General features: G+C 60.7%; 22 protein-coding genes. 14 read left to right on the plus strand and 8 right to left on the minus strand.

Features of this window, described 5'->3' with window-relative positions; all coding sequences use genetic code 11:
• Position 1 precedes the first annotated feature (1 nt).
• Positions 2–1,417, minus strand: coding sequence for a lipopolysaccharide biosynthesis protein (locus PH547_RS13310; protein WP_104824495.1), 1,416 nt, complete (start codon positions 1,415–1,417; stop codon positions 2–4).
• Positions 1,418–1,601: 184 nt separating this feature from the next.
• Positions 1,602–1,811, minus strand: a complete 210-nt coding sequence (locus tag PH547_RS13315) for a 4-oxalocrotonate tautomerase (RefSeq protein ID WP_104824494.1) — start codon at positions 1,809–1,811, stop codon at positions 1,602–1,604.
• 124 nt (positions 1,812–1,935) lie between these two features.
• On the opposite strand from PH547_RS13315, the gene PH547_RS13320 reads away from it, so the two are divergent.
• Positions 1,936–2,829: a LysR family transcriptional regulator gene (locus PH547_RS13320; RefSeq protein WP_285168424.1), complete on the plus strand. Its 894-nt coding sequence runs from the start codon at positions 1,936–1,938 to the stop codon at positions 2,827–2,829.
• 86 nt (positions 2,830–2,915) lie between these two features.
• Here the strand turns inward: PH547_RS13320 and secA are convergent, their stop codons facing one another.
• Positions 2,916–5,636 carry a preprotein translocase subunit SecA gene (gene secA, locus PH547_RS13325; RefSeq protein WP_104824492.1) on the minus strand — a complete coding sequence of 907 codons (2,721 nt, stop codon included), beginning with the start codon at positions 5,634–5,636 and terminating at the stop codon, positions 2,916–2,918.
• A 244-nt stretch (positions 5,637–5,880) separates the two neighbouring features.
• Here secA and PH547_RS13330 point away from each other — a divergent pair, with 244 nt between their 5' ends.
• The 6 genes from PH547_RS13330 to PH547_RS13355 all read left to right on the plus strand — a co-directional run bounded on the left by PH547_RS13330 (position 5,881) and on the right by PH547_RS13355 (position 10,353).
• Entirely contained in the window at positions 5,881–6,783 is a 903-nt protein-coding gene (locus PH547_RS13330) for a peptidylprolyl isomerase (RefSeq protein ID WP_104824491.1), read from the plus strand.
• A 163-nt stretch (positions 6,784–6,946) separates the two neighbouring features.
• On the plus strand, positions 6,947–8,188 hold the full coding sequence (argJ, locus tag PH547_RS13335; RefSeq protein ID WP_104824490.1) for a bifunctional glutamate N-acetyltransferase/amino-acid acetyltransferase ArgJ: 1,242 nt from the start codon (positions 6,947–6,949) through the stop codon (positions 8,186–8,188).
• Positions 8,169–8,978, plus strand: a complete 810-nt coding sequence (locus PH547_RS13340) for a GNAT family N-acetyltransferase (RefSeq protein ID WP_104824489.1) — start codon at positions 8,169–8,171, stop codon at positions 8,976–8,978. Before argJ ends, PH547_RS13340 begins: the two co-directional genes overlap by 20 nt.
• Positions 8,975–9,388 (plus strand): 8-oxo-dGTP diphosphatase MutT, encoded by a 414-nt coding sequence (gene mutT / locus PH547_RS13345; RefSeq protein ID WP_104824488.1) that lies wholly within the window; start codon positions 8,975–8,977, stop codon positions 9,386–9,388. The genes PH547_RS13340 and mutT overlap by 4 nt, the downstream gene beginning before the upstream one ends.
• A gap of 396 nt (positions 9,389–9,784) precedes the next feature.
• Entirely contained in the window at positions 9,785–10,099 is a 315-nt protein-coding gene (locus PH547_RS13350; RefSeq protein WP_028754944.1) for a hypothetical protein, read from the plus strand.
• 77 nt (positions 10,100–10,176) lie between these two features.
• Positions 10,177–10,353 carry a Flp family type IVb pilin gene (locus tag PH547_RS13355; protein WP_104824487.1) on the plus strand — a complete coding sequence of 59 codons (177 nt, stop codon included), beginning with the start codon at positions 10,177–10,179 and terminating at the stop codon, positions 10,351–10,353.
• Positions 10,354–10,390: 37 nt separating this feature from the next.
• Here the strand turns inward: PH547_RS13355 and PH547_RS13360 are convergent, their stop codons facing one another.
• Positions 10,391–11,275, minus strand: coding sequence for a class I SAM-dependent methyltransferase (locus tag PH547_RS13360; RefSeq protein WP_104824486.1), 885 nt, complete (start codon positions 11,273–11,275; stop codon positions 10,391–10,393).
• Positions 11,276–11,371: 96 nt separating this feature from the next.
• On the opposite strand from PH547_RS13360, the gene PH547_RS13365 reads away from it, so the two are divergent.
• The 5 genes from PH547_RS13365 to PH547_RS13385 are packed head-to-tail and all read left to right on the plus strand — an operon-like array spanning position 11,372 to position 14,327.
• The gene (locus PH547_RS13365) at positions 11,372–12,148 is read left to right on the plus strand and encodes a ComF family protein (RefSeq protein ID WP_104824485.1); all 777 of its coding nucleotides are present in this window, start codon (positions 11,372–11,374) and stop codon (positions 12,146–12,148) included.
• Between the two features lie 31 nt (positions 12,149–12,179).
• Positions 12,180–12,437, plus strand: coding sequence for a glutaredoxin 3 (gene grxC, locus PH547_RS13370; protein WP_104824484.1), 258 nt, complete (start codon positions 12,180–12,182; stop codon positions 12,435–12,437).
• 23 nt (positions 12,438–12,460) lie between these two features.
• A complete protein-coding gene (locus PH547_RS13375) occupies positions 12,461–13,318 on the plus strand; it encodes a carbon-nitrogen hydrolase family protein (protein ID WP_104824483.1) in 858 nt (285 codons plus the stop codon).
• Positions 13,315–13,743 carry a DUF1178 family protein gene (locus tag PH547_RS13380; protein ID WP_104824482.1) on the plus strand — a complete coding sequence of 143 codons (429 nt, stop codon included), beginning with the start codon at positions 13,315–13,317 and terminating at the stop codon, positions 13,741–13,743. Before PH547_RS13375 ends, PH547_RS13380 begins: the two co-directional genes overlap by 4 nt.
• Positions 13,743–14,327, plus strand: a complete 585-nt coding sequence (locus tag PH547_RS13385; RefSeq protein ID WP_285168427.1) for a DUF3291 domain-containing protein — start codon at positions 13,743–13,745, stop codon at positions 14,325–14,327. The genes PH547_RS13380 and PH547_RS13385 overlap by 1 nt, the downstream gene beginning before the upstream one ends.
• A 34-nt stretch (positions 14,328–14,361) precedes the next feature.
• Here PH547_RS13385 and ubiG read toward each other — a convergent pair whose 3' ends face one another.
• From ubiG to PH547_RS13405, 4 genes are all read right to left on the minus strand, one after another.
• Entirely contained in the window at positions 14,362–15,108 is a 747-nt protein-coding gene (gene ubiG / locus PH547_RS13390) for a bifunctional 2-polyprenyl-6-hydroxyphenol methylase/3-demethylubiquinol 3-O-methyltransferase UbiG (protein WP_283047632.1), read from the minus strand.
• A gap of 134 nt (positions 15,109–15,242) precedes the next feature.
• Positions 15,243–15,740, minus strand: coding sequence for a cytochrome b (locus PH547_RS13395; protein ID WP_285168428.1), 498 nt, complete (start codon positions 15,738–15,740; stop codon positions 15,243–15,245).
• An 87-nt stretch (positions 15,741–15,827) separates the two neighbouring features.
• Positions 15,828–17,072, minus strand: a complete 1,245-nt coding sequence (locus PH547_RS13400) for a YbfB/YjiJ family MFS transporter (RefSeq protein ID WP_285168429.1) — start codon at positions 17,070–17,072, stop codon at positions 15,828–15,830.
• 82 nt (positions 17,073–17,154) lie between these two features.
• Complete coding sequence (locus PH547_RS13405) at positions 17,155–17,772, minus strand: TetR/AcrR family transcriptional regulator (RefSeq protein ID WP_285168430.1); 618 nt, start codon at positions 17,770–17,772, stop codon at positions 17,155–17,157.
• Positions 17,773–18,106: 334 nt separating this feature from the next.
• Between PH547_RS13405 and PH547_RS13410 the strand changes: the two genes are divergently transcribed.
• The gene (locus PH547_RS13410) at positions 18,107–19,381 is read left to right on the plus strand and encodes an aspartate kinase (RefSeq protein ID WP_104824476.1); all 1,275 of its coding nucleotides are present in this window, start codon (positions 18,107–18,109) and stop codon (positions 19,379–19,381) included.
• A 98-nt stretch (positions 19,382–19,479) separates the two neighbouring features.
• Positions 19,480–21,747 carry a phosphoenolpyruvate--protein phosphotransferase gene (gene ptsP, locus PH547_RS13415; RefSeq protein WP_104824475.1) on the plus strand — a complete coding sequence of 756 codons (2,268 nt, stop codon included), beginning with the start codon at positions 19,480–19,482 and terminating at the stop codon, positions 21,745–21,747.
• Positions 21,748–21,755: the final 8 nt, after the last annotated feature.

Here is a 21,755-nt window from a genome sequence, read left to right on the forward strand (position 1 = left end):
GTCAGAGTGCCCCCCTCGTTGCTGTCGTCGTCGGCCGACGGACAAGGGCGAAGAGCACGATGCCGAACGCGCGGCGGACGGCGATATGCAGCAACGCGGCCTCGATCGTCATGGCGCTTGCCGCAGCAATGGCCGCGCCTTCGATGCCGAAATACGGAATGAGCGCGACGTTGAGGCCGATATTGGCGATCAGCGCAGCGGCATAGAGATAGACGCAGAGCATTTGCCGATCCGCCATCAGCAGCAGCACCTCGGCCGGGCCGACGAGCGCCTTGGCGAGAACGCCGGCAAGCAGGATAGCGATGACCACCTGGCCTTCGGTAAAGGACGCGCCAAAGAGCGAGAGCAAAAATTGCCCGGCCGCGAATACGCCAAGACCGACGGCAAGGGCCGGGAAGAAGGTCCAGCGCGCGGCCTCCGTGGCGAAGGCTGCGAGTTTTGCCGGGTCGTTTTCGGCAATGATGGCGGCAAAACGCGGGCCGATGGCGGCTTTGACGGCGAAATAGACGAAATGCACCAGCGCCATGATCTTGGCAGCGGCGAAATAGACGGCGACCTCGGCGGGGTCGAGGAAAATGCCGACTACGACGACATCGGAATTGGTCAGGAGATAGCCGACACCCTCAACCAGAAAGACCGGAAAAGCGACGGCAAGCCAGGTGTGGAATTCGACCTTTTTCGGACCGTCGGGATAGTGGCGGCGCAGCCGGAAGGTGACGGCGAGATATTGGCAGCAGACGGTGACGAAAGCGGCGGCAAGGGCAGCCGCCATCGCCGTCACTGCACTATGGGCCGCGCCGGAAAGGATGGCGGCCAACATGAACAGCAGGATCAGCGTCGGGCGGATGAGGAAGGTCGGGCTCAGCGCCATGACCGGCCAGTGGTTGGCGCGCGCCGTTCCGTCCAGCACATCGCCAAGCGCGATCATCGGCACGGCGATCAGTCCGAGAAAGATCGGCATGACGTAATAGTTTTCGACCAAGCCGCTGAAGGCATAGAGCGCCGCCATGCCGATCAGCGCCAAGCCGCCGGCAACCCCCAAGACGAAACGGCGCGCCGTGGCGGTCACACCGCGAATGGCATCGTGATCGCCGCTCGCATCATATTGCGGCAGGAAGCGGATGATGGCGGTCGGGAAACCGAGGCAGGCGAGATTGCCAAACAGGATCATCAGCACCCAGACGAAGACGAAGACGCCATATTCGAAGCGGCCCATCATCCGGGCCAGAGCAATCTGTGAAACGAAGGCAAGGCCGGCGCCGGCGATGCGGATGGCGAAAGCGACCAGCGCCATGCGCTGCGAGACGGCCTTTTCGTCCTTACCGGTGAAGAGGGAGGCGAGTTTGCGCAGATATGGCGACAGCACGGTCCGCAGCCCGGACGGCAGCATTTTTTCTGCTGTTTGAAACACCGCCATGATCGATACGCAATACTTAAAACATCAACTAACCTAGCGATAGTTTTCGCAGAGGGGGGTTAAAAATCGGTTCCCCGCGTAAACGAAAAATGGCCAGTGGCAGGGACGGCTGATCAACAAAAATGCCGCCCGAAGGCGGCATCTTGTGGATCGATAGGAAGGAATGCGAAGCCTTGGAGCCGCGTCATCGTGCGACTGTCTGAGGCGCGCCCTTATCCGATACGAGTTGGCCGCCCTTGGCCCAGTGTTCGCGAGAAATCTCGCTGATCAACACGTCCACGCTATCCGTCGGGCAGGCAAGCGTCTCAGCGGTAACCTGAGTGACCTTGCGGACGAAATCGCGCTTTTGTTCGAGGGTTCGACCTGGATGCATTTCGAGGTGAATTGTTGGCATTGGAAAGCTCCTGTTTCGCTGCCCTCTCGAATTGAGATGGCTGAGGCAAAGGAACTATGGCCGCTAGCTTCGCCCGGATAAACATGCTCTACGTTCATTCATTTAGAACCGGCAGGTTTATAATATGGACAAATTATCCGCCATGACGATGTTTGTGCGGGTGGTCGAACACGGCAGCTTTAGCGCCGCCGCCGACGCTGCCGGAGTGACCCCCACCATGGCGGGCAAGCAGGTGCGGGCCATAGAGGAGCGCCTGGGAGCCCGCCTACTGCATCGAACCACCCGCCGCCAGCAGCTAACCGAAATCGGCCGTCTCTATTACGAACGCTGCAAGCAGGTGTTGGCCGATGTGCAACTGGCTGACGCAAGCGCGAGCGAGCTGCAGGCCGAGCCTCGTGGCCTCCTGCGCATCGTCTCTCCCGTCACATTCGGAAGTCATCGCCTGATGCCGGCACTTTCCGATTATCTCGCCATGTATCCGGCAGTGAGCGTGGACGTCGTGCTGGACAATGGGGTGCCGGACCTGTCGCGAGAAGGGTGCGAACTCGGAATTCGGATCGGCGAGGTCGCCGAGGCTGATCTGGTGGCGCGCCCTCTGCAGCCCTATCGAAGAATAATGGCTGCATCTGCCGCCTATCTGGAGCGGCGGGGGAGGCCGATGCACCCCAGGGATCTATCCTCGCATGACTGCCTCGGCCTCTCCTATTGGCGCCGGCGCGACCAATGGTATTTGTTCGGTCCGGATGGCGAATGGCGGCCGGATGTGAGAGGACGATTATCCGCCGACAATGGCGATGCGCTGCGAGTCGCGGCCTTGAATGGCGCGGGTATCGTCCTGCAGCCGGAAGTCATGCTCGCCGATGATCTTGCTAGAGGTCGCCTTGTGCAGGTTCTGCCCGAATGGACGCCCATCGCTTCGCCGATGTACATGCTCTATGCGCTGGACCGTCTGCCCACCGCGAAACTGCGCAGCATGATCGATTTCCTGCTGAAACGCTTTGGCGCATCTGCAAAATAGCGATCTCTGCGCATCCGGCAAAAATCGCGCATAAAAAATGCCGCCCGAAGGCGGCATTTTGATCATTGCCGAGAGATTGCGAAATCTCAAACCACTTCGCTGCTCTCGAACGCCCCGTGGCAATGCTTGTATTTCTTGCCGGAACCGCAGGGGCAGGTTTCGTTGCGGCCGACGCGGCCCCAGGTTGCCGGATTTTGCGGATCGCGGTTTTCCGGGGCGACGACGTTTTCGTTGACGAGGCTGAGCGGCGCGAATTCGTCTTCGCCGGTCGTGGCATCGATATGGCGCGCCTGCATAGGCAGCGTCTGCGGCTCGGCCGGCTGCTGCACCAGTTCGACGCGCGACAACTGACCGGTGACGGCCTGGCGCAGGTTGTTCAGAAGCGACTGGAAGAGTTCGAAGGCCTCGGCCTTGTATTCCTGCAGCGGATCGCGCTGGGCATAACCGCGGAAGCCAATGACGGAGCGCAGATGGTCGAGGTTGACGATGTGCTCGCGCCAGAGATTGTCCAGCGTCTGCAGCACAATGGAGCGCTCGACATAGGTCATGATTTCCGGACCGAAGCGCTCGGCCTTTTCCGCAGCGGCCTTGTCGGCGGCTTCCGTCAGACGGGCGCGGATATCGTCTTCGCCGATACCTTCTTCCTTGACCCAGTCATGCACCGGCATGTCCATGTCGAAGAAGTTGGCGACGCCGGCCTTCAGGCCGTCGGCATCCCACTGCTCGGCATAGGCGCGCTCGGGGATGTGCTTGGAAACCAGATCTTCGATGACCTCGTGGCGCATATCGCCGACGGTTTCGGAAAGATCCGTTGCATCCATGAGCTCGACACGCTGTTCGAAGATGACCTTGCGCTGATCGTTCAGCACGTCGTCGTACTTCAGAACGTTCTTGCGGATATCGAAGTTGCGGGCTTCGACCTTCTTCTGGGCGCGTTCGAGGGCCTTGTTGATCCAGGGATGGACGATCGCTTCGCCTTCCTTGAGGCCGAGCTTCTGCAGCATGCCGTCCATGCGGTCGGAGCCGAAGATACGCATCAGGTCGTCCTGAAGCGACAGGTAGAATTTCGAACGGCCGGGGTCGCCCTGACGGCCGGAACGACCGCGCAACTGATTGTCGATGCGGCGGCTTTCATGGCGTTCGGTGGCGATGACGTAGAGACCGCCGGCGGTCAAAGCCTGCTGCTTGAGCTCCTTGATCTCTTCGGCGATCTTGGCGACAGCCGCATCGCGCTCCGGACCGGGCTCCATCTCGTCCAAATCGCGTTCGACGCGCATTTCGAGGTTGCCGCCGAGCTGAATGTCGGTACCGCGGCCAGCCATGTTGGTAGCGATCGTCACGGCGCCGGGAACGCCGGCCTGCGCGACGATATAAGCTTCCTGCTCATGGTAGCGGGCGTTCAGAACCTGGAAGTTGCTGAAGCCCTGCTTGCGCATGCGGTCGGCAAGAAGCTCGGACTTTTCGATCGAGGTGGTACCGACGAGCACCGGCTGGCCGCGCTTGTGGGCGTCCAAAATCTCGGTGATGATCGCCTTATACTTCTCGTCGTGCGTACGATAGACCTCGTCGTCCTCGTCGAGACGCTGGATCGGCAGGTTGGTCGGCACTTCGACTACGTCGAGGCCATAGATGTTGCCGAATTCTTCCGCTTCCGTCGATGCCGTGCCGGTCATGCCGGCGAGCTTGCCGTACATGCGGAAATAATTCTGGAAGGTGATCTGCGCCAAGGTCTGGTTTTCCGGCTGGATCTGTACCCGTTCCTTGGCTTCCAATGCCTGGTGCTGGCCGTCCGAATAGCGGCGGCCCGGCATCATGCGGCCGGTGAATTCGTCGATGATGACGACTTCGCCGTTGCGGACGATATAGTCCTTGTCGCGCTGGAAGAGCTTGTGGGCCTTGAGCGCGTTGTTGACGTGGTGGACGATCGCGACGTTTTCGACGTCGTAGAGCGATTCAGCCTTCAGCAAGCCGGCGTCACGCAGCATGTTTTCCAGCTTTTCGGTGCCGTCTTCGGAGAAGTTGGCCGAGCGCTGCTTTTCGTCGATCTCGTAATCGTCCTTCGACAGGCGCGGAATGAAGGCGTCGATCGTCGTATAGAGATCGGAGCGGTCGTCGAGCGGGCCGGAAATGATGAGCGGCGTGCGCGCCTCATCGACGAGGATCGAGTCCACTTCGTCGACGATCGCGAAATTATGACCGCGCTGCACCATCTGGCCACGATCGTATTTCATATTGTCGCGCAGATAGTCGAAGCCGAGTTCGTTGTTGGTGCCATAGGTAATGTCGCAGGCATAAGCGTCACGGCGCTCCTCATCCGACAGGCCGTGAATGATGACGCCAGTGGTCAGGCCGAGAAAGCCATAGATGCGGCCCATATTGCCGCTGTCGCGCTGTGCCAGGTAGTCGTTGACGGTGACGACATGAACGCCCTTGCCGGCAAGCGCATTCAAGTAGACAGGCAGGGTCGCGACCAGCGTCTTGCCTTCGCCCGTCTTCATCTCGGCGATCGCATTCGAATGCAGGATCATGCCGCCGATGAGCTGTACGTCAAAAGGTCGCATACCGAGAACGCGCCGCGAAGCCTCGCGCACGACGGCAAATGCGGGTACGAGAAGGTCGTCCAGCGTCTTGCCGTCGGCAAGCTGCTGGCGGAACTCTACCGTCTTGGCGGCCAAAGCTTCGTCAGACAAGGCGCGCATCTTTTCTTCGAGCGCGTTGATCGCAACGACATTCGGCTGGAATGACTTAACGCGGCGGTCGTTGGACGAGCCAAACAACTTGCGGGCAATTCCACCTATGCTGACCATATGACTGGTCCTTTCTGAGATTTCATCCTGTCGTTTTCTGCTTCATCCGTCCCTGAAAAAATCGGGAGTATAGCACAAAACGCCCGGAAACTGTTCTGGACGCGAGGTTGCGTGACAGATAAGAGGGGGGTCGATTGATGTCAACGGGAATTGGCCGATACAGAAAGGCCACATTCTCCTGCTGAAGGCTTTTCCTACCGGATTCATTACTGTGAGCCGGTCAAGACCACCGAAAGGTTATTTTATGCTGAGTTACAACAAACTTGCTGCGGTTGCCTTTGCAACAATCGTTACCTTCCAGGCGCCGGTCTTTGCGGCGGATGCCAAGGACCCAGTTGTCGCCAAGGTCGGCGATGTTGAAATCCATCAATCCGAGCTTGATCTGGCGATCGCCAATCTCGACCCGCAGCTTGGCCAGCTTCCCGACGAGCAGAAGAAGGTCGCGGCACTTTCGGCTTCGATCGATGTCAAGCTGCTCGCCAAGGACGCGGCTGCCGAAAAACTCGACCAGACGCCGGACTTCCAGTCGCACATGGCCTATCTGCGCGATCGCGAGCTGCACAACGCCTATTTTAAGGCCCATGTCGCCGACGCGATCAAGGACGATGAGGTCAAGGCTCGCTACGACAAGGAAGTCGCCGCCCTGCCGAAGCAGGAAGAGGTCCACGCACGCCACATCCTGGTGAAGACCGAAGATGAAGCCAAGGCAATCATCAAGGAACTCGACGCCGGCAAGGATTTTGCCGAACTTGCCAAGGAAAAGTCGACCGACCCGAACAAGGCCGACGGCGGCGATCTCGGCTATTTCGCCCGTGGCCGCATGGTCAAGGAATTCGAAGACGCAGCCTTCGCGCTGCCGGTCGGCACCTACACCAAGACCCCGGTGAAGTCCGATTTCGGCTGGCACGTCATCAAGGTCGAAGACAAGCGCGTCGCTCCGCCGCCGCCGTTCGACCAAGTGAAGGATCAGGTTCGTCAGCTCGTCATGCGCGACAAGTATCTTGAGCTCCTGAACAAGGCCAAGCAGGAATCGAAGGTCGTCATCAATGACCCGGCGCTGAGCAAGGCCTATGATGATGCGCAGAAGCAGCAGGACCAGGCGCCGGCAGACGACGCAGTCGCCCCTGACGCTCAGCCGCAGCAGTAAGTCGCAGCAGTCAAATCATCAAGGCCCGGTTTTTCCGGGCCTTTCACTGGAGCCGGATGATTTTAGGTCGTATCGACCCAAAATCTGAATCCGCTCCAGAATCAAACATGATGTCATCCGAAAACCGCCTACTTTTCGGCATCATGCTCGTTCAGGTGGTCTCATGTCCGGTTCCGTCTCTCCGCTCGCTCCCAAATCCTTCGTGTCCATGCCGGCCTTGCGTGGCGTGCGCATGACCACGGCATCCGCCGGTATCAAATACAAGAACCGGACAGACGTCCTTCTCATGGTTTTCGACAAGCCGGCTGCCGTCGCGGGTGTCTTCACCCGCTCTAAGTGCCCTTCGGCCCCCGTCGATTTCTGCCGCTCGAACCTGCCGCACGGCAGCGCCCGCGCCGTCGTCGTCAATTCCGGCAATGCCAATGCTTTCACCGGCCTCAAGGGTCGTCAGGCGACCGAACTCACCGCCAAGTCGGCGGCCGCTGCCGTCGGTTGCGGCGAAAACGAAGTTTACCTTGCCTCGACGGGCGTGATCGGCGAGCCGTTGGACGCGACCAAATTTGCCGGCGTGCTCGACACCATGGCGAAGGATGCGACCAGCGATTTCTGGTTCGAGGCCGCAAAAGCGATCATGACGACGGATACCTATCCGAAGGTCGCAACCCGCAGTGCCGAGATCGGCGGCGTCAAGGTCACCATCAACGGTATCGCCAAGGGTGCCGGCATGATCGCGCCCGACATGGCGACGATGCTCTCCTTCGTCGTCACCGACGCCGATATTTCCTCCGCCGCGCTGCAGACGCTGCTTTCCGAAGGTGTTGATCCGAGCTTCAATTCGATGACGGTGGACAGCGACACCTCGACATCGGACACGCTGATGCTGTTCGCCACCGGTGCTGCCGCCGCTGACGGCCAAGCACGGATCGAGCGCGCCGACGATCCCAAGCTTGCCGCTTTCCGCACGGCACTGAACGAGCTTTTGAAGGATCTCGCCATCCAGGTCGTTCGCGACGGTGAAGGCGCCACCAAGATGCTCGAGATCACCGTGACCGGCGCCGAGAATGACGCCGCCGCCAAGCGCATTGCGCTCTCGATTGCCAATTCGCCGCTGGTCAAGACCGCGGCTGCCGGCGAGGACGCCAATTGGGGCCGTGTCGTCATGGCCGTCGGCAAGGCCGGCGAATTGGCCGACCGCGACAGGCTCGCCATCTGGTTTGGCGATGTCCGTGTTGCCGTCAATGGCGAACGCGATGCCTCCTATTCCGAGGAAGCAGCCTCCAACGTGATGAAGCAGCAGGATATTCCTGTGAAAGTCGACCTTGGGCTTGGCAATGGCCGGGCGACGGTCTGGACCTGCGACCTCACCAAGGAATATGTTGCCATCAATGGCGACTACCGGAGCTGATATCCTTCCCATGCATGCGCAGTCCACGATGAACAAGCTGCCTTTGGTGCGCAGGCTCGAAGCCGTTGGCTTCCGGGCATGGCCTGCCTCGTCCGTGCAGTATGATGGCAGTTGGCAGGTGCGGTTGACGGCGGGCCATCCGTCGAAGCGGCTGAACTGCGTCGTGCCGCTCGATCCCTCCGACTGCCGCGATCTGGACATCCGGCTGACGAAGGCGCAGCGCAAGTTCGAAGCCTATGGCCGGCCGATGGTGGTGCGCGAGACGCCGCTCGCCTCGCCGATGCTGATCGAGCTGTTGCTGCGCCAGGGCTGGACGCGGTTCGAAGAAACCATTGTCATGACCGCCGATCTCATCGATCTCGAACTGCCGGATACGCTGGATCATCTGCCGAGCCATGATGTCGGCCGCTATGTCGACGCGAGCCTTTTGGTGGATAAAGCCGATCTCGCTCTCAAGCCTGCCTTGGCCGAGGTGGTCAGCGGGATCAAGCCGCCGTCGGGCCTTTTCGTCATCGAGAATGACGAGGCCGGACCGGTGGCGACGACGCTTTGCGTGCAGGATAACGACCTCGCCGGCATCATGTCGGTGTCGGTGGCGGCCGAGCACCGGCGCAAGGGATTGGCGATCGAGATCCTGACGTCGGCGCTTCGTTGGGCGCGCATGCGCAGCGCCCGGACTGCCTGGCTTCAGGTCGGCGCCTCCAACGAACCGGCGCTGGCGCTTTATGCCCGATTTGGTTTCCGCGAGGCCTATCGCTACTGCTACTGGCGCTCTCCGGGGGAAGCATGAGCGAGGCGGGCCGCAAGATCATTCTCGTCGCTGCCTGCGCGCTGATCGACACCGACGGCCGCATTCTTCTGGCGCAGCGGCCGGAGGGAAAATCGCTCGCAGGCCTTTGGGAGTTCCCCGGCGGCAAGGTCGAGGCAGGCGAGACGCCCGAAGAGACGCTCGTGCGTGAACTCGAGGAAGAGCTCGGCATCCAGACGAAGATCGCCTGCCTGGCGCCGCTGACCTTTGCCAGCCATACCTACGAAACCTTCCATCTGCTGATGCCTCTTTATATCTGCCGGCGCTATGAGGGCATTGCGCATGGCCGCGAGGGCCAGGCGATCAAATGGGTGCGGCCACAGGCGCTGCGCGACTACCCGATGCCGCCGGCCGACGAGCCATTGATCCCGTTCCTGCAGGATCTTCTCTAAAGCCTTCCTGAGCGATGGCGCGCTCTGGCGCCTCTGCCTATAAACCTGTCTCAGTGTATTCCGGCGACTGCAAATCGCGTGTGAAGAGCTTTGTGAGCTAGGGTAGCGAAAGCCCTCGCATGGGCACGCTAAAGGCGGGTATGGGGGAAGCCGTGGCGGATCTCATCCCATAACGGGATCGTTACCGCAGTTGCTGTTTGCAAAATCACAACCAACCAAACGTGGTTAATTGAAATTAATTTCGCGATATCAATTAGTTGGTTCCCGTCAAGCCTTGCCCTGCGACTCAACGCATATCTAATTTACATGTGGATATTAAGGGATCGTTTATGACCTTCTGGCATTGAATGATCTCAATCAAGCGGTTGGTGTGTGCGTTAAAGAAGGCTTGACATTATGGACGACGATTTCTGGAAAGCTGTTCAGGAAAAAGAACAGTCCTATTCCTCGTCGCGCAAGACGGGCGCGTTGAATATCGCCTTGCTGTTCGGAACGGCGGCGGTCGCGCTTTCGCTTATCCTGACGCCGATGCTTTCCGACAAATCCAAGTCTAGCGTGCTCGCCAGTGCGCCCGATTTCGACAATATTACTACCGGCTCCATCCCGCAGACGGAAAATGGCAAGCGTTACACGATCCGTCGCAGCGTGCTGCAGCAGGAGCCCGGTTCAGTCTGCATCGTTCAAGGCTATGGCGCCGACAGCGGTTGCTGACATTATACTGGTAAAGCCTATTGGGTGCATGAAGGCGCCGGATACGCTCGTTTTCAGATGTTGGGAGTTTGAAGCGTATGCGTTCCGTACGGCGTTTTTTTCGTGACAAGACCGGTGCCACGGTCATCGAATATGGCCTGATCGTCGCGCTGATGTCGGTGGCGATCATCAGCGGCGTCGGCGCTTTCGGCGGCAGCCTGTCGACGATGTTCAATTACATCTCCAACACGGTCACTAATTCGCCGGCTAATTGACGGGGTCGCCTGGGTAAGCGAACCGGCTCTCATCCGATCACTGTTTCAGTTTGTGCTCCTCGACCCTTAGCGCGTCGGCAAGCCGTGCCTTGGCTGAGCCGGGCTGCAGCGGTTTCTGCTGGCTTTCATGCGGCGTCCAGCCGGATGCGTAGATGATCGAGAAGGTCGCCCGTATTCTCCCGTCGGGATCGGAATAGCGTTCGGCATAAAGTTCGGCGGCGCGCAGGAAGAAGGCGCGCGTCAGCGGCTTGCGGCTGCGGTCGGCCAGCGGATTGGTCATGCCCATGGCACGCAAATCGCGCATCAGCGCAAAGAGATTGTCGTAGCGCACTGTATAGGTTTCGGCGTCGATCACAGGCAGGGTAAACCCTGCGCGCTGCAGCAGCCCACCGACATCGCGAACCTCGGCAAAGGGAATGACGCGTGGGCTGGCGCCGCCGGTCAGCTCGATCTCGGTCGCGAGCAGCACGTCGCGCAGTTCCCGCAATGTGCCGAAGCCTGGGATCGCGGCCAGAAACAGGCCGTCGGCCTTCAGCGCGCGGCGGATTTGGATGAAGACGCCCGGCGTATCGTTGGTGATATGCAGGCTGAGCGGCGATAGCACGAGGTTTACCGAGTCCGCCTCCAGCGGCACTTCCTCCAATGGTGCTTGGATCAGCTCTTCGCCATGGGCAGCAAAGCCCGTCTCGCTTTCGATGCGCCTGATATGGCCGATCTTGCCGGTCGCCAAGGCTTCACGCGCGGCAATCCCGGTTGCGCCGTGCAGTTCGACCGCCTCGTTGAAATGCCGTTCGATGACGGCAAGCCGTTCCGCCAGTTCGCGGGCGGCGATCTCCAGCAGGAAAGCCGCCTTCTGGTCCCCCTGGGCAAGCGCGCGACGCCTGCGGGCGGCGAGCAACGATTGGTCGAACACGATTTCCATGGCGATTTCCTGCGATCACTATTTCATTTGATGGAGCCTGGCGGCCACGCGTGTTTTCCTTCGCAAAGGCGTCAGGAAAAAGCTAGTGTCAACCATATGGGGATGATGGGACGCGAAATCACGGTATCGATGTTGCGGGCCGGCTTGATGAAGCCGTGGTCGGCGCTGGCCGATCTCGTCTATCCGCCGGCTTGCGCCGGCTGTGGCGTTTCGACGGGCGCACATCGTAGCCTTTGCCCCGCCTGCTGGTCCGGCATCCGCTTCATCGAGCGGCCCTATTGCGAAGTGCTGGGCAGTCCGTTTTCCCATGATCTCGGTACGGGAATCCTGAGCGCCGAGGCGATCGCAGATCCGCCGGTGTTCGATCGGTTGCGCTCGGCCGCCATTCACGACGGGGTGGTTCGCGATCTTGTGCTCGGATTGAAATATCGCGACCGCACCGATCTGGCGCCGATGATGGCCGGTTGGATGCTGCGCGCCAGCGACGGCACGGTCGCCGCCTGTGATGCCATCATTGCGGTGCCGCTGCATCGGGCACGGCTCTTCTCGCGCAAATATAATCAGGCGGCGGAACTTGCCCGCCACTTGGCGCGGCTTTCCGGCAAGCCGCTCCTTGCCGCGACGCTGTTGCGCATCAAGCGGACGACCCAGCAAGTCGGCCTCGGGGCGAGGGCGCGCCAGGACAATGTGCGTGGCGCTTTCGCCATCCCCGACGGCCGTGCCGGCGATGTCTTCGGTCGTCGCATCGTGCTGATCGATGACGTCTATACGACCGGCGCAACGGTTGCGGCGGCGACGAAAGTGCTGAAAAAAGCCGGTGCGGCTGACGTTACGGTTTTGACCTTTGCAAGGGCTGTCGGTGATCTTATATGACAGTAAACCTGTCTTTTTTCTGGAGTGAAGCATGGCATCCGTTGTCATCTATACGCGTGAATTCTGCGGCTATTGCGCCCGGGCAAAATCGCTGCTCGACTCCAAGGGCGTCGATTATGTCGAGCACAATGCCACCTATTCGCCCGAGCTGCGCCAGGAGATGATTTCGAAGGCCAAGGGTCGGTCGACCTTTCCGCAGATCTTCATCAATGGCGAGCATGTCGGCGGATGCGACGATATTCATGCGCTCGACCGGGCCGGCAAGCTCGATCCGCTGCTCGCTGCCTGAACCAAGTCAAACGGGAGAAAATGATGACCTTCAAAGCCGCCGCCATTCAGATGTGCTCCGGTGTCGATCCGGTGAGGAACGCCGCCGACATGGCGCGGCTGGTCCGCGAGGCAGCGGCAAAAGGCGCCGTCTATGTGCAGACGCCGGAAATGACCGGGGCGGTGCAGAAGGATCGGCCGGGCCTGCGGGCGGTGCTGCGTGACGAAGCCAATGATATTATCGTCAAGACGGCCGCGGAGCTGGCCCAGGAGCTTGGCATCTACGTGCATGTCGGCTCGACCGCGATCGCGCTCGATGATGGCAAGATCGCCAATCGCGGCTTTCTCTTCGGCCCCGATGGCAAGCTGCTCAGCCGTTACGACAAGATCCACATGTTCGACGTCGATCTCGACAATGGCGAGAGCTGGCGCGAAAGCGCGGTCTATCGTCCCGGCTCCGAGGCGCGCATCGTGTCGCTGCCCTTTGCCGAGCTCGGTTTCTCCATCTGCTACGACGTGCGCTTCCCGCAGCTCTTCCGCGCCCAGGCCGTTGCAGGCGCCGAAGTGATGACGGTGCCGGCCGCCTTCACCAGACAGACAGGCGAGGCGCATTGGGAAATCCTGCTTAGGGCGCGCGCTATCGAAAACGGCATGTTCGTCATTGCCGCCGCCCAGGCGGGATTGCATGAGGATGGCCGCGAGACCTTTGGTCACTCGATGATCATCGACCCCTGGGGCAAGATACTGGCATCGGCTGGAGGCACGGGCGAGGCAGTTGTCATCGCCGAGATCGACGTCGCCGCTGTCAAATCCGCCCACGACAAAATCCCCAATCTTAAGAATGCGCGCGAATTCTCGCTGGAGAAGATCGCGACGCCGGCGGCTGGAGGCGTCGCTGCTTGATCCGTTATTCGCTGAGATGTGACAGTGCCCATGAGTTCGAGGGCTGGTTTTCGGAAAGCGCCGACTTCGACCGGCAGGTTGCAAGCGGTTTCCTGACCTGCCCCGTCTGCAATTCAGGTGCGATCTCCAAACTTCTGATGGCGCCGTCGGTTTCCACCGCGCGCAAGAAGGAGGAGCTGCAGACGCTTGCCATGGACACTGCGCGCAAGGAAGCCTTGAACAAACTCAAGGAGGCCGTCGACGCCATCAAGGCGAATGCCGAGGACGTCGGCACGAAGTTCCCGGAAGAGGCCCGCAAGATCCACTACGGCGAGGCGGATGCGAGGGGCATCATCGGCAAGGCGACGCCGGACGAGGCGCAGTCGCTGGTCGAAGAGGGCATCGAGATCGCCGCTATCCCGGTATTGCCGGACGATATCAACTGATGCCGCAGCACGGCAAACATCTCGCAATGTATAATTTCGGGCTGCATGTCGCGCCCTATAACAGCCCCGCGGTCGAAGGATTTCGCCTGCGGGAAGCGGCAAACTTTGAGGCTGCCGCCCGCGCCCATGGCTTTATCGGCCGCTCCGGTTACGATGGCGACCCGGGACCGGCATGCTGGGGCAGGCAGGTTTTCCCACGCTTCATCGAAGGCAGTGGCTTTGCGACAGCCCCGTCTTCCCTGTCTCTTTGGACCGATATCGAATCCCTGATGGCTTTCAGCTATAACGGCGTCCACGCCGATGCGCTGAAGCATGCGCGGTACTGGAACGTGAAACAAGATTGGCCGCCGCTGGTTCTATGGTGGGTGGATGCCGACGTCGTTCCGGAATGGAAGGATGGAGTCGAGCGGCTGGAGCGGCTTCACGACGAAGGGCCGAGTGCGGCCGCCTTTTCGTTCAAGCAGCCCTTTGTTGCTGACGGTCGGCCGGCGGCGATCGACCGCGGCAGGGTAAAGGAGATCGCGGCGAAAAATGCTGAGCGCCAGGGTGATTTGCTGGCGCATGTCCTGGCGCTGAAAGCCTAACGCAAAACTCCCAGCTTCCGGCGAGAAGACGATTTCACCCCGCCCGCTTCGCCAGCAGCATGTAGTTCACATCCATGTCCTTCGACAGGTTCCATCGGTCCTGCAGCGGCGAATAGAAGACGCCGGTGCGGGCGATGATGTCGAGTCCGTTTGCGGCGAGCGGTTTTTCGATCTCTTCGGGGCGGACAAGCTTCTCATATTGATGCGTGCCGCGCGGCAGCCAGCGCAGGACGTTTTCGGCAGCGAAGATGGCGAGCGCCGCCGCCTTCATGGTTCGGTTGATGGTGGCAACGAACATCAGGCCGCCGGGGCGCACCATCTTGGCGCAGGTCGAGAGAAAAAATTCGACATCGGCAACATGCTCGACCACTTCCATGTTCAGCACGATATCGAAGGTCTCGTCGGCTTCGGCCAGTTGTTCGGCGGTGACGGCGCGATAGTCGACGGGAACGCCGGAGGCTTTCGCATGTGTTGAGGCGATGCCGATGTTCTTTTCGGAAGGGTCGGCGCCGACGACCGAGGCGCCCATGCGTGCCACGGGCTCCGAGAGCAATCCGCCGCCGCAGCCGATATCGAGCACGCGCAGGCCCTCCAGCGGCCGAGCGCTCTTCGGGTCGCGGCCGAAATTCTCGCAGGCATGGTCGCGGATATAGGCGAGCCGCACCGGATTGAACTTGTGCAGCGGCTTGAACTTGCCGGTCGGGCTCCACCATTCCGCCGCCATTGCGGAAAAGCGATCCACTTCGCTCTGGTCGATCGTGCTTTTCGCCGCTTCGGTCATGGTCTCGCTCCTTGGTCTACGCTGCGTCACCTGCCTGCACAATTATGCAGGTGACACCCTGGTAGATGTGAAGTCGGACGATCGGAAGCCGATGTCAAGGGTCGGACTGTCTCAGCGGCTATGGGCCGCTATCGTCAGCGCGCTGGAACGAGCATGCGGCGCAGCGTTCCATCTTTCAGCAGAAACTGATGGTAGAGGGCGCCGGCGGCATGCAGGCCGATGAGGATGATGAATGCGGGCTTGCCCAGGCCATGAATATCGCCAAAGGGATCGGAGAAATAATAGGCCAGCAGGCCGGTCAGGGGAACGAGCAGCAGAAGCGCGTAGAATAGCCAATGCGCCGCAGCGGCAAGCTTTACCAACAGTGCGGAGGCGCCGGCAGGCTTGGGCGTTCCGAATGCGACGCGCAAGACAAGGCGCAGAAGAACGAGCAATAGAACTGTGATTCCCACCCAATAATGCGCCGTACCCATCGACATGTCCGCCGACGAAACTTTGGCACCCGTTGCCTGCGCATCGACTACCGTGGTCATGCTCTCTCCAAACAGGAGCTGAAACAGAACCAATGCGGCAATGATCCAATGCAATGAGATTTGAATGGTGGAATAGCCAAGGGCACGATTTGAAGTCATGAGGGTTGCTCTCTGAAGTTAACGTGCGCGGACTATCCTTTTCCTGTCTGACATGGGCCTGAAGCAGGCATTGCCAGGTTCAATTTTTCATTGTGCCCGGTTTTTGCGACGTTTCACGCTGTTCAAGACGTCAGCCAGCAAAGCAAGGACGAGTGCTACCGCACCGCAAAGGAAGATGATGCTGTAATCTTCGCCGGTATGGATGAAGAGATAGGAATAGCCATAGCCGCCGAGCGCCTGGCAAAGAGCGAAAGCCGTCGTTGCTCGGCTCCAGGCTGCGCGTTGGGCGACATGGCTGTGCGGCAGGATTTCGTGGATACGACCGAGCACCAAGGGTACGATGCCTGGCGTAAAGACGCCGAGCAGCACCGTGGCAAAGCCGACCAGCCAGGGATTGCCGGATGTCGCCAGAATAGCATCGCCGACCGCCTGAAGCAGCAGAGCGCCGCGATAGGCGGAGGCGAAGCCGATGCGGTCGGCAGCATAGCCGGTCAATACCGGACCGGTGATGGCGGCGACACCGTAGAGCACCCAGCAGGCCGCTCCGATATCGGCGCCGCGGCCGAGACCGCGGGCGATATAGTCGACCAGCAGAACCATGACGGGCACGAGGCCGAGGGCATTGGCGGCATATTGGCCATAGAGGATGCGCAGCGACCATTCAGTCTTTGCGGCGGGATGATGGTGGGTCGCAGCATGTGAAGCCGGCAGCGGCGGATTGGTCGCAGGCCAACCGAACCAACTGACGGCGGTCAGGATGAGCGAAAGGACGCCCAGGCCGATCCAGGTTTCGCGAAGACCGAGACGCAGCAATGCGGGCACCAGGGTACCCGAGGCGGCGATGCCGAGACCGAGGCCGAGGAAAATTATGCCGCTGACAAAGCCGCGGCGGGCGACCGGGATGTGCGGCAGGATGCTGGTCGCGACCAACACCATGATGGCGCCGCCGGCAAGACCGGAGAGGAAGCGCCAGGCAAAGAACCAGGTGACGGAAACTGGGAAGGCGCAGGCGAAAAAGGCGGCGGTCGCGGCGACCATCAGCAGCCGTAGCGCCAGACGATTACCAAGGCCGGCAGCCAACGGCCGCCCGAGCAACGCACCGGCGAGGTATCCGGCAAAATTGGCAGCGCCCAGCGTCACCGTATCGCCAGCCGAAAACCAGTGCGCGCTAATGAGCGGCGGGATGAGCGGCGTATAGGCGAAGCGGGCAAGACCGATGGCGACGAGGCTGCCGCAGAGGCCGGCGATAGTGGCATACCAGGCGCCTGCGGTAAGGGACGCTGGCTCGGTAGTGGAAAGAGACTGGCTCGAATGACGTGAGGGGGCGGACATGGCGCAAAAGCTTCCCTGTTCGGAGCGGGCTTTGCCGCCTCCGGTTTCGATGTTTCCTAAAGAGAGGGGTTATGGAGGAGGCTTATCCATCCGGATTGCTTCCAGGCAGCGGCCAGGGCAAGGTCAGCATGGCCATTGCCGGCCGCAGGATGCCGTCCAGCAATTCGCGCTCGGGACGGACGCGGACAAGGGCGCGCAAACCGAACTGTACGGAGAGCAGCAATTTGGCGACGTCCTCCGGTGGCAGGTTTGCGGGAATTTCACCGTTTTTCTGGGCGGCGATGATTGAACGAAGGAAAAAGGCTTCGATCACGGCCGTCTCGTCGGCAACGACACGCCGCATTTCCGGATCGTCGGAACGCGCCTCCAGGGTCGTGTTGACCAGCATGCAGCCGCGATGTTCGGTATCGGCCAGGGAACGCTCGACGACTTCCTGGAAGTAGCCGACAATGCTAAGGCCCGGCGAATAGGCTGCCTCCATCCGTGCGATGCGGGCATGCAGGTTCCGGTCGAGATAGTGCTTCAGTGCCCTCAGATAGAGGCCGCGCTTGTCACCAAAAGCATTGTAGAGGCTCGCATGCGTCAACCCCATGCGGTCGGTCAGATCGCGAGTCGAGGTTGCCTCGTAACCCTTCGACCAGAATATTTCGCCGGCTGCTTCCAGAACGTTATCCTCATCGAATTGCCGGGGTCTTGCCATGGGAGTTCTCGCAATCTGCTCGCAGTCGAATAATTCTGGAGCGATTGCTCCAGAACGAGATATAGAGCATACGCTCTAAAATGACAAGTGGATCAGTCATCCTGCATTACCGAGGAGGGTGCGCTCCTCAACGGCTCTGGTCGAGCCTGAAGGTGAACTATTAAGTGCGAAGGCTTGAAAGCCGACTGGTCGGCACTATTGCACCCGCCCGCCAAACTCGTTAAGAGACGCCCCCATTGAGATCAGGCTTTTCCGGCTAATGGACCGGAAGGGCGATTTTGCATGCCGGGCCTATACCATTTCGACCGCCCGGCGCTGGTACTGGTAGAGGCACATGGCACGTATCGTGATGAAATTCGGCGGGACATCCGTCGCGGATCTGGACCGTATCAAGAATGTCGCCCGCCATGTAAAACGCGAGGTCGATGCGGGCCACGAGGTCGCAGTCGTCGTTTCCGCCATGTCCGGCAAGACCAACGAACTGGTCGGCTGGGTGCAGAATACGCCCAAGGTCGCCGGTGCCGACCACTCGATCTATGATGCTCGCGAATATGATGCTGTCGTCGCTTCCGGCGAGCAGGTGACCTCCGGACTGCTAGCGATCGCGCTGCAGGCGATGGGCATCAATGCCCGCTCCTGGCAGGGCTGGCAGATCCCGATCCGCACCGACAACGCCCATGGCGCGGCGCGCATTCTCGAAATCGATGGCGGCGAAATGGTCCGCCGCATGCAAGAGGGCCAGGTGGCCGTCGTCGCCGGCTTCCAGGGTCTGGGGCCCGACAATCGGGTTTCGACGCTCGGTCGCGGCGGTTCCGATACATCGGCGGTGGCGATCGCCGCGGCCGTGAAGGCTGATCGCTGCGATATCTATACCGATGTCGATGGCGTCTACACGACCGACCCGCGCATCGAGCCGAAGGCGCGGCGTCTGAAGAAGATCGCCTTCGAAGAAATGCTGGAAATGGCCTCGCTCGGCGCCAAGGTGCTGCAGGTGCGCTCTGTCGAACTGGCCATGGTCTTTAAGGTTCGCACCTTCGTGCGCTCCTCTTTTGAAGATCCCGATGCTCCGGGCATGGGCGATCTGCTCAACCCGCCCGGAACGCTGATTTGTGACGAGGAAGAAATCGTGGAACAGGAAGTAGTCACCGGCATTGCCTATGCCAAGGATGAAGCCCAGATCTCGCTGCGCCGTCTTGCCGACCGGCCGGGCGTCTCCGCTGCGATCTTCGGGCCGTTGGCCGAAAGCCACATCAACGTCGACATGATCGTCCAGAACATCTCCGAGGACGGTTCCAAGACCGATATGACCTTCACGGTTCCTTCGGGCGATGTCGAAAAGGCGCTGCGCGTTCTCGGCGAAAACAAGGACAAGATCGGCTACGACGTTATCCAAAACGAATCAGGTCTCGTCAAAGTCTCGGTCATCGGCATTGGCATGCGTTCGCACGCTGGCGTTGCTGCGACCGCTTTCCGGGCACTTGCCGAAAAAGGCATCAACATCAAGGCCATTACGACGTCGGAAATCAAGATTTCCATCCTAATCGACGGTCCTTATGCAGAACTGGCAGTCAGGACTTTGCATTCCTGCTACGGTCTGGATAAGAGTTGATTCAGGACTGCTGACGACGGACCGCAACGGAGGCGAGTTTCGGCCGGCCCTGACGTGGGCAAGTCTGGCAATATCTTGATTCAGGAGCTAGAGACGCAATGAGAGACCTATCCGGCGGTCCACGCGTTCTGCTCAAGCGGCTGCGCGAACTCATGGCGGAGCCGCTGGAGCCGCAAGAGCGTCTTGACCGGATCGTCCGCCAGATCGCCAGCAACATGGTCGCGGAAGTCTGCTCGGTCTACGTGTTGCGCGCCGATGGTGTGCTCGAGCTTTACGCCACCGAAGGTCTGAAAAAAGAAGCCGTCCATCTGTCGCAACTGAAGATGGGCCAAGGTCTCGTCGGCACGATCGCCGCTTCCGCTCAACCGCTCAATCTTTCCGACGCGCAGTCGCATCCCGCCTTCCGCTACCTGCCGGAAACCGGTGAAGAGGTCTACCACTCCTTCCTCGGCGTGCCGATCCTGCGCACGGGCCGCTCGCTCGGCGTTCTCGTCGTCCAGAACAAGGCGAGCCGCAACTATCGCGAGGAAGAGCTCGAAGCGCTCGAAACGACGGCGATGGTACTGGCGGAAATGATCGCCACCGGCGAGCTGAAGAAGATCACCAAGCCGGGCCTCGAACTCGATCTCACCCGCTCCGTCACCATCGACGGCGACAGCTATAATGAAGGCATCGGCCTCGGCTATGTCGTGCTGCACGAGCCACGCATCGTCGTTACCAATCTCCTGAACGAGGATACCGAGAAAGAAATCCGCCGTCTCGCGGATGCGCTTGGCTCCCTGCGCATCTCGATTGACGACATGCTGTCGCGCCGTGACGTTTCGATGGAAGGCGAGCATCGCGAGGTGCTGGAAACCTACCGCATGTTTGCCCACGACCAGGGCTGGGTGCGCAAGCTGGAAGAGGCCGTCCGCAACGGCCTGACCGCGGAAGCCGCGGTCGAGAAGGTGCAGAGCGATACCAAGGCGCGGATGATGCGCCTGACCGATCCTTATCTGCGCGAGCGCATGCATGACTTCGAGGATCTGGCGAACCGGCTGCTCAGGCAGTTGATCGGCTATTCCGGCCGCACCGCCGCCGAGGGTTTCCCGAACGATGCGATCATCTTTGCGCGCGCCATGGGTGCCGCCGAGCTGCTTGACTATCCCCGCGCCAATATTCGCGGTCTGGTGCTGGAAGAGGGCGCCGTCACCAGCCATGTCGTCATCGTCGCCCGCGCCATGGGCATCCCGGTCGTCGGCCAAGCGGCGGGGGTGGTGGCGCTTGCCGAAAACGGCGATCCCGTCATCATCGACGGCGATGGCGGCCATGTGCACCTGCGGCCGATGGCCGATCATCAGCGCTCCTACGAGGAAAAGGTGCGCTTCCGCGCCCGCCGGCAGGAACAGTTCCGGGCGCTCCGTTCCGTCGAACCGGTCACCAAGGACGGGCAGCGCATTTCGCTTCTGATGAATGCCGGTCTGCTGGTCGACCTGCCGCAGCTTGCCGAATCCGGCGCGGAAGGCATCGGCCTCTTCCGTACCGAATTGCAGTTCATGATCGCGTCGACCATGCCGAAAGCGGAGGAGCAGGAAGCTTTCTACCGCAATGTCATGAAGCAGGCGGGTGGCCACGTCGTTACCTTCAGGACGCTCGATATCGGCGGCGACAAGGTCGTGCCCTATTTCCGCGCCCATGAGGAAGAGAATCCGGCGCTCGGCTGGCGCGCCATTCGCCTGTCGCTCGATCGGCCCGGCCTGCTGCGCACGCAGTTGCGCGCTATGCTGAAGGCGGCCGCTGATAGCGAGTTGAAGATGATGGTGCCAATGGTCACGGAAGTTTCCGAGATCGAAGCGGTGCGCGAGCTCGTGCAGAAGGAAGTGCAGCATCTGTCGCGCTTCGGCCATAGCCTGCCGCGGAAGCTGCAGTTCGGTGCGATGCTGGAAGTGCCGGCGCTGTTGTGGCAGTTGGACGAGCTGATGGCGGCGGTCGACTTCGTCTCGGTCGGCTCCAACGATCTCTTCCAGTTCTCGATGGCGGTCGATCGCGGCAATGCGCGCGTCGCGGACCGTTTCGATCCGCTTGGACGCCCATTCCTGCGCATCTTGCGGGACATCGTGCGTGCCGGCGAGCGCAACAAGACGCCGGTGACGCTTTGCGGCGAACTTGCCGGCAAGACAATTTCGGCCATGGCGCTGCTGGGCGTCGGTTTCCGCTCGGTGTCGATGTCGCCGGCATCCATCGGTCCGGTCAAGGCGATGCTGCTGGGTCTCGACCTCCAGGCATTGACCGAGGTGATGGAAGAGGCGCTGAACGACACGCGTCCGACAACCTCTATGCGCGATATTCTTGCCCGCTTCGCCGAGAGCCACAATATTCCATTGTAGAACAGAAC

This window comes from Rhizobium cerradonense (assembly GCF_030182455.1).
GTDB lineage: Bacteria > Pseudomonadota > Alphaproteobacteria > Rhizobiales > Rhizobiaceae > Rhizobium.

Coding starts and splice junctions, on each gene's coding strand:
- PH547_RS13310 (WP_104824495.1), bottom strand. CDS start 1,417: ATGGCGGTGTTTCAAACAGCAGAAAAAATGCTGCCGTCCGGGCTGCGG.
- PH547_RS13315 (WP_104824494.1), bottom strand. CDS start 1,811: ATGCCAACAATTCACCTCGAAATGCATCCAGGTCGAACCCTCGAACAA.
- PH547_RS13320 (WP_285168424.1), top strand. CDS start 1,936: ATGGACAAATTATCCGCCATGACGATGTTTGTGCGGGTGGTCGAACAC.
- secA (WP_104824492.1), bottom strand. CDS start 5,636: ATGGTCAGCATAGGTGGAATTGCCCGCAAGTTGTTTGGCTCGTCCAAC.
- PH547_RS13330 (WP_104824491.1), top strand. CDS start 5,881: ATGCTGAGTTACAACAAACTTGCTGCGGTTGCCTTTGCAACAATCGTT.
- argJ (WP_104824490.1), top strand. CDS start 6,947: ATGTCCGGTTCCGTCTCTCCGCTCGCTCCCAAATCCTTCGTGTCCATG.
- PH547_RS13340 (WP_104824489.1), top strand. CDS start 8,169: ATGGCGACTACCGGAGCTGATATCCTTCCCATGCATGCGCAGTCCACG.
- mutT (WP_104824488.1), top strand. CDS start 8,975: ATGAGCGAGGCGGGCCGCAAGATCATTCTCGTCGCTGCCTGCGCGCTG.
- PH547_RS13350 (WP_028754944.1), top strand. CDS start 9,785: ATGGACGACGATTTCTGGAAAGCTGTTCAGGAAAAAGAACAGTCCTAT.
- PH547_RS13355 (WP_104824487.1), top strand. CDS start 10,177: ATGCGTTCCGTACGGCGTTTTTTTCGTGACAAGACCGGTGCCACGGTC.
- PH547_RS13360 (WP_104824486.1), bottom strand. CDS start 11,275: ATGGAAATCGTGTTCGACCAATCGTTGCTCGCCGCCCGCAGGCGTCGC.
- PH547_RS13365 (WP_104824485.1), top strand. CDS start 11,372: ATGGGGATGATGGGACGCGAAATCACGGTATCGATGTTGCGGGCCGGC.
- grxC (WP_104824484.1), top strand. CDS start 12,180: ATGGCATCCGTTGTCATCTATACGCGTGAATTCTGCGGCTATTGCGCC.
- PH547_RS13375 (WP_104824483.1), top strand. CDS start 12,461: ATGACCTTCAAAGCCGCCGCCATTCAGATGTGCTCCGGTGTCGATCCG.
- PH547_RS13385 (WP_285168427.1), top strand. CDS start 13,743: ATGCCGCAGCACGGCAAACATCTCGCAATGTATAATTTCGGGCTGCAT.
- ubiG (WP_283047632.1), bottom strand. CDS start 15,108: ATGACCGAAGCGGCGAAAAGCACGATCGACCAGAGCGAAGTGGATCGC.
- PH547_RS13395 (WP_285168428.1), bottom strand. CDS start 15,740: ATGACTTCAAATCGTGCCCTTGGCTATTCCACCATTCAAATCTCATTG.
- PH547_RS13400 (WP_285168429.1), bottom strand. CDS start 17,072: ATGTCCGCCCCCTCACGTCATTCGAGCCAGTCTCTTTCCACTACCGAG.
- PH547_RS13405 (WP_285168430.1), bottom strand. CDS start 17,772: ATGGCAAGACCCCGGCAATTCGATGAGGATAACGTTCTGGAAGCAGCC.
- PH547_RS13410 (WP_104824476.1), top strand. CDS start 18,107: ATGGCACGTATCGTGATGAAATTCGGCGGGACATCCGTCGCGGATCTG.
- ptsP (WP_104824475.1), top strand. CDS start 19,480: ATGAGAGACCTATCCGGCGGTCCACGCGTTCTGCTCAAGCGGCTGCGC.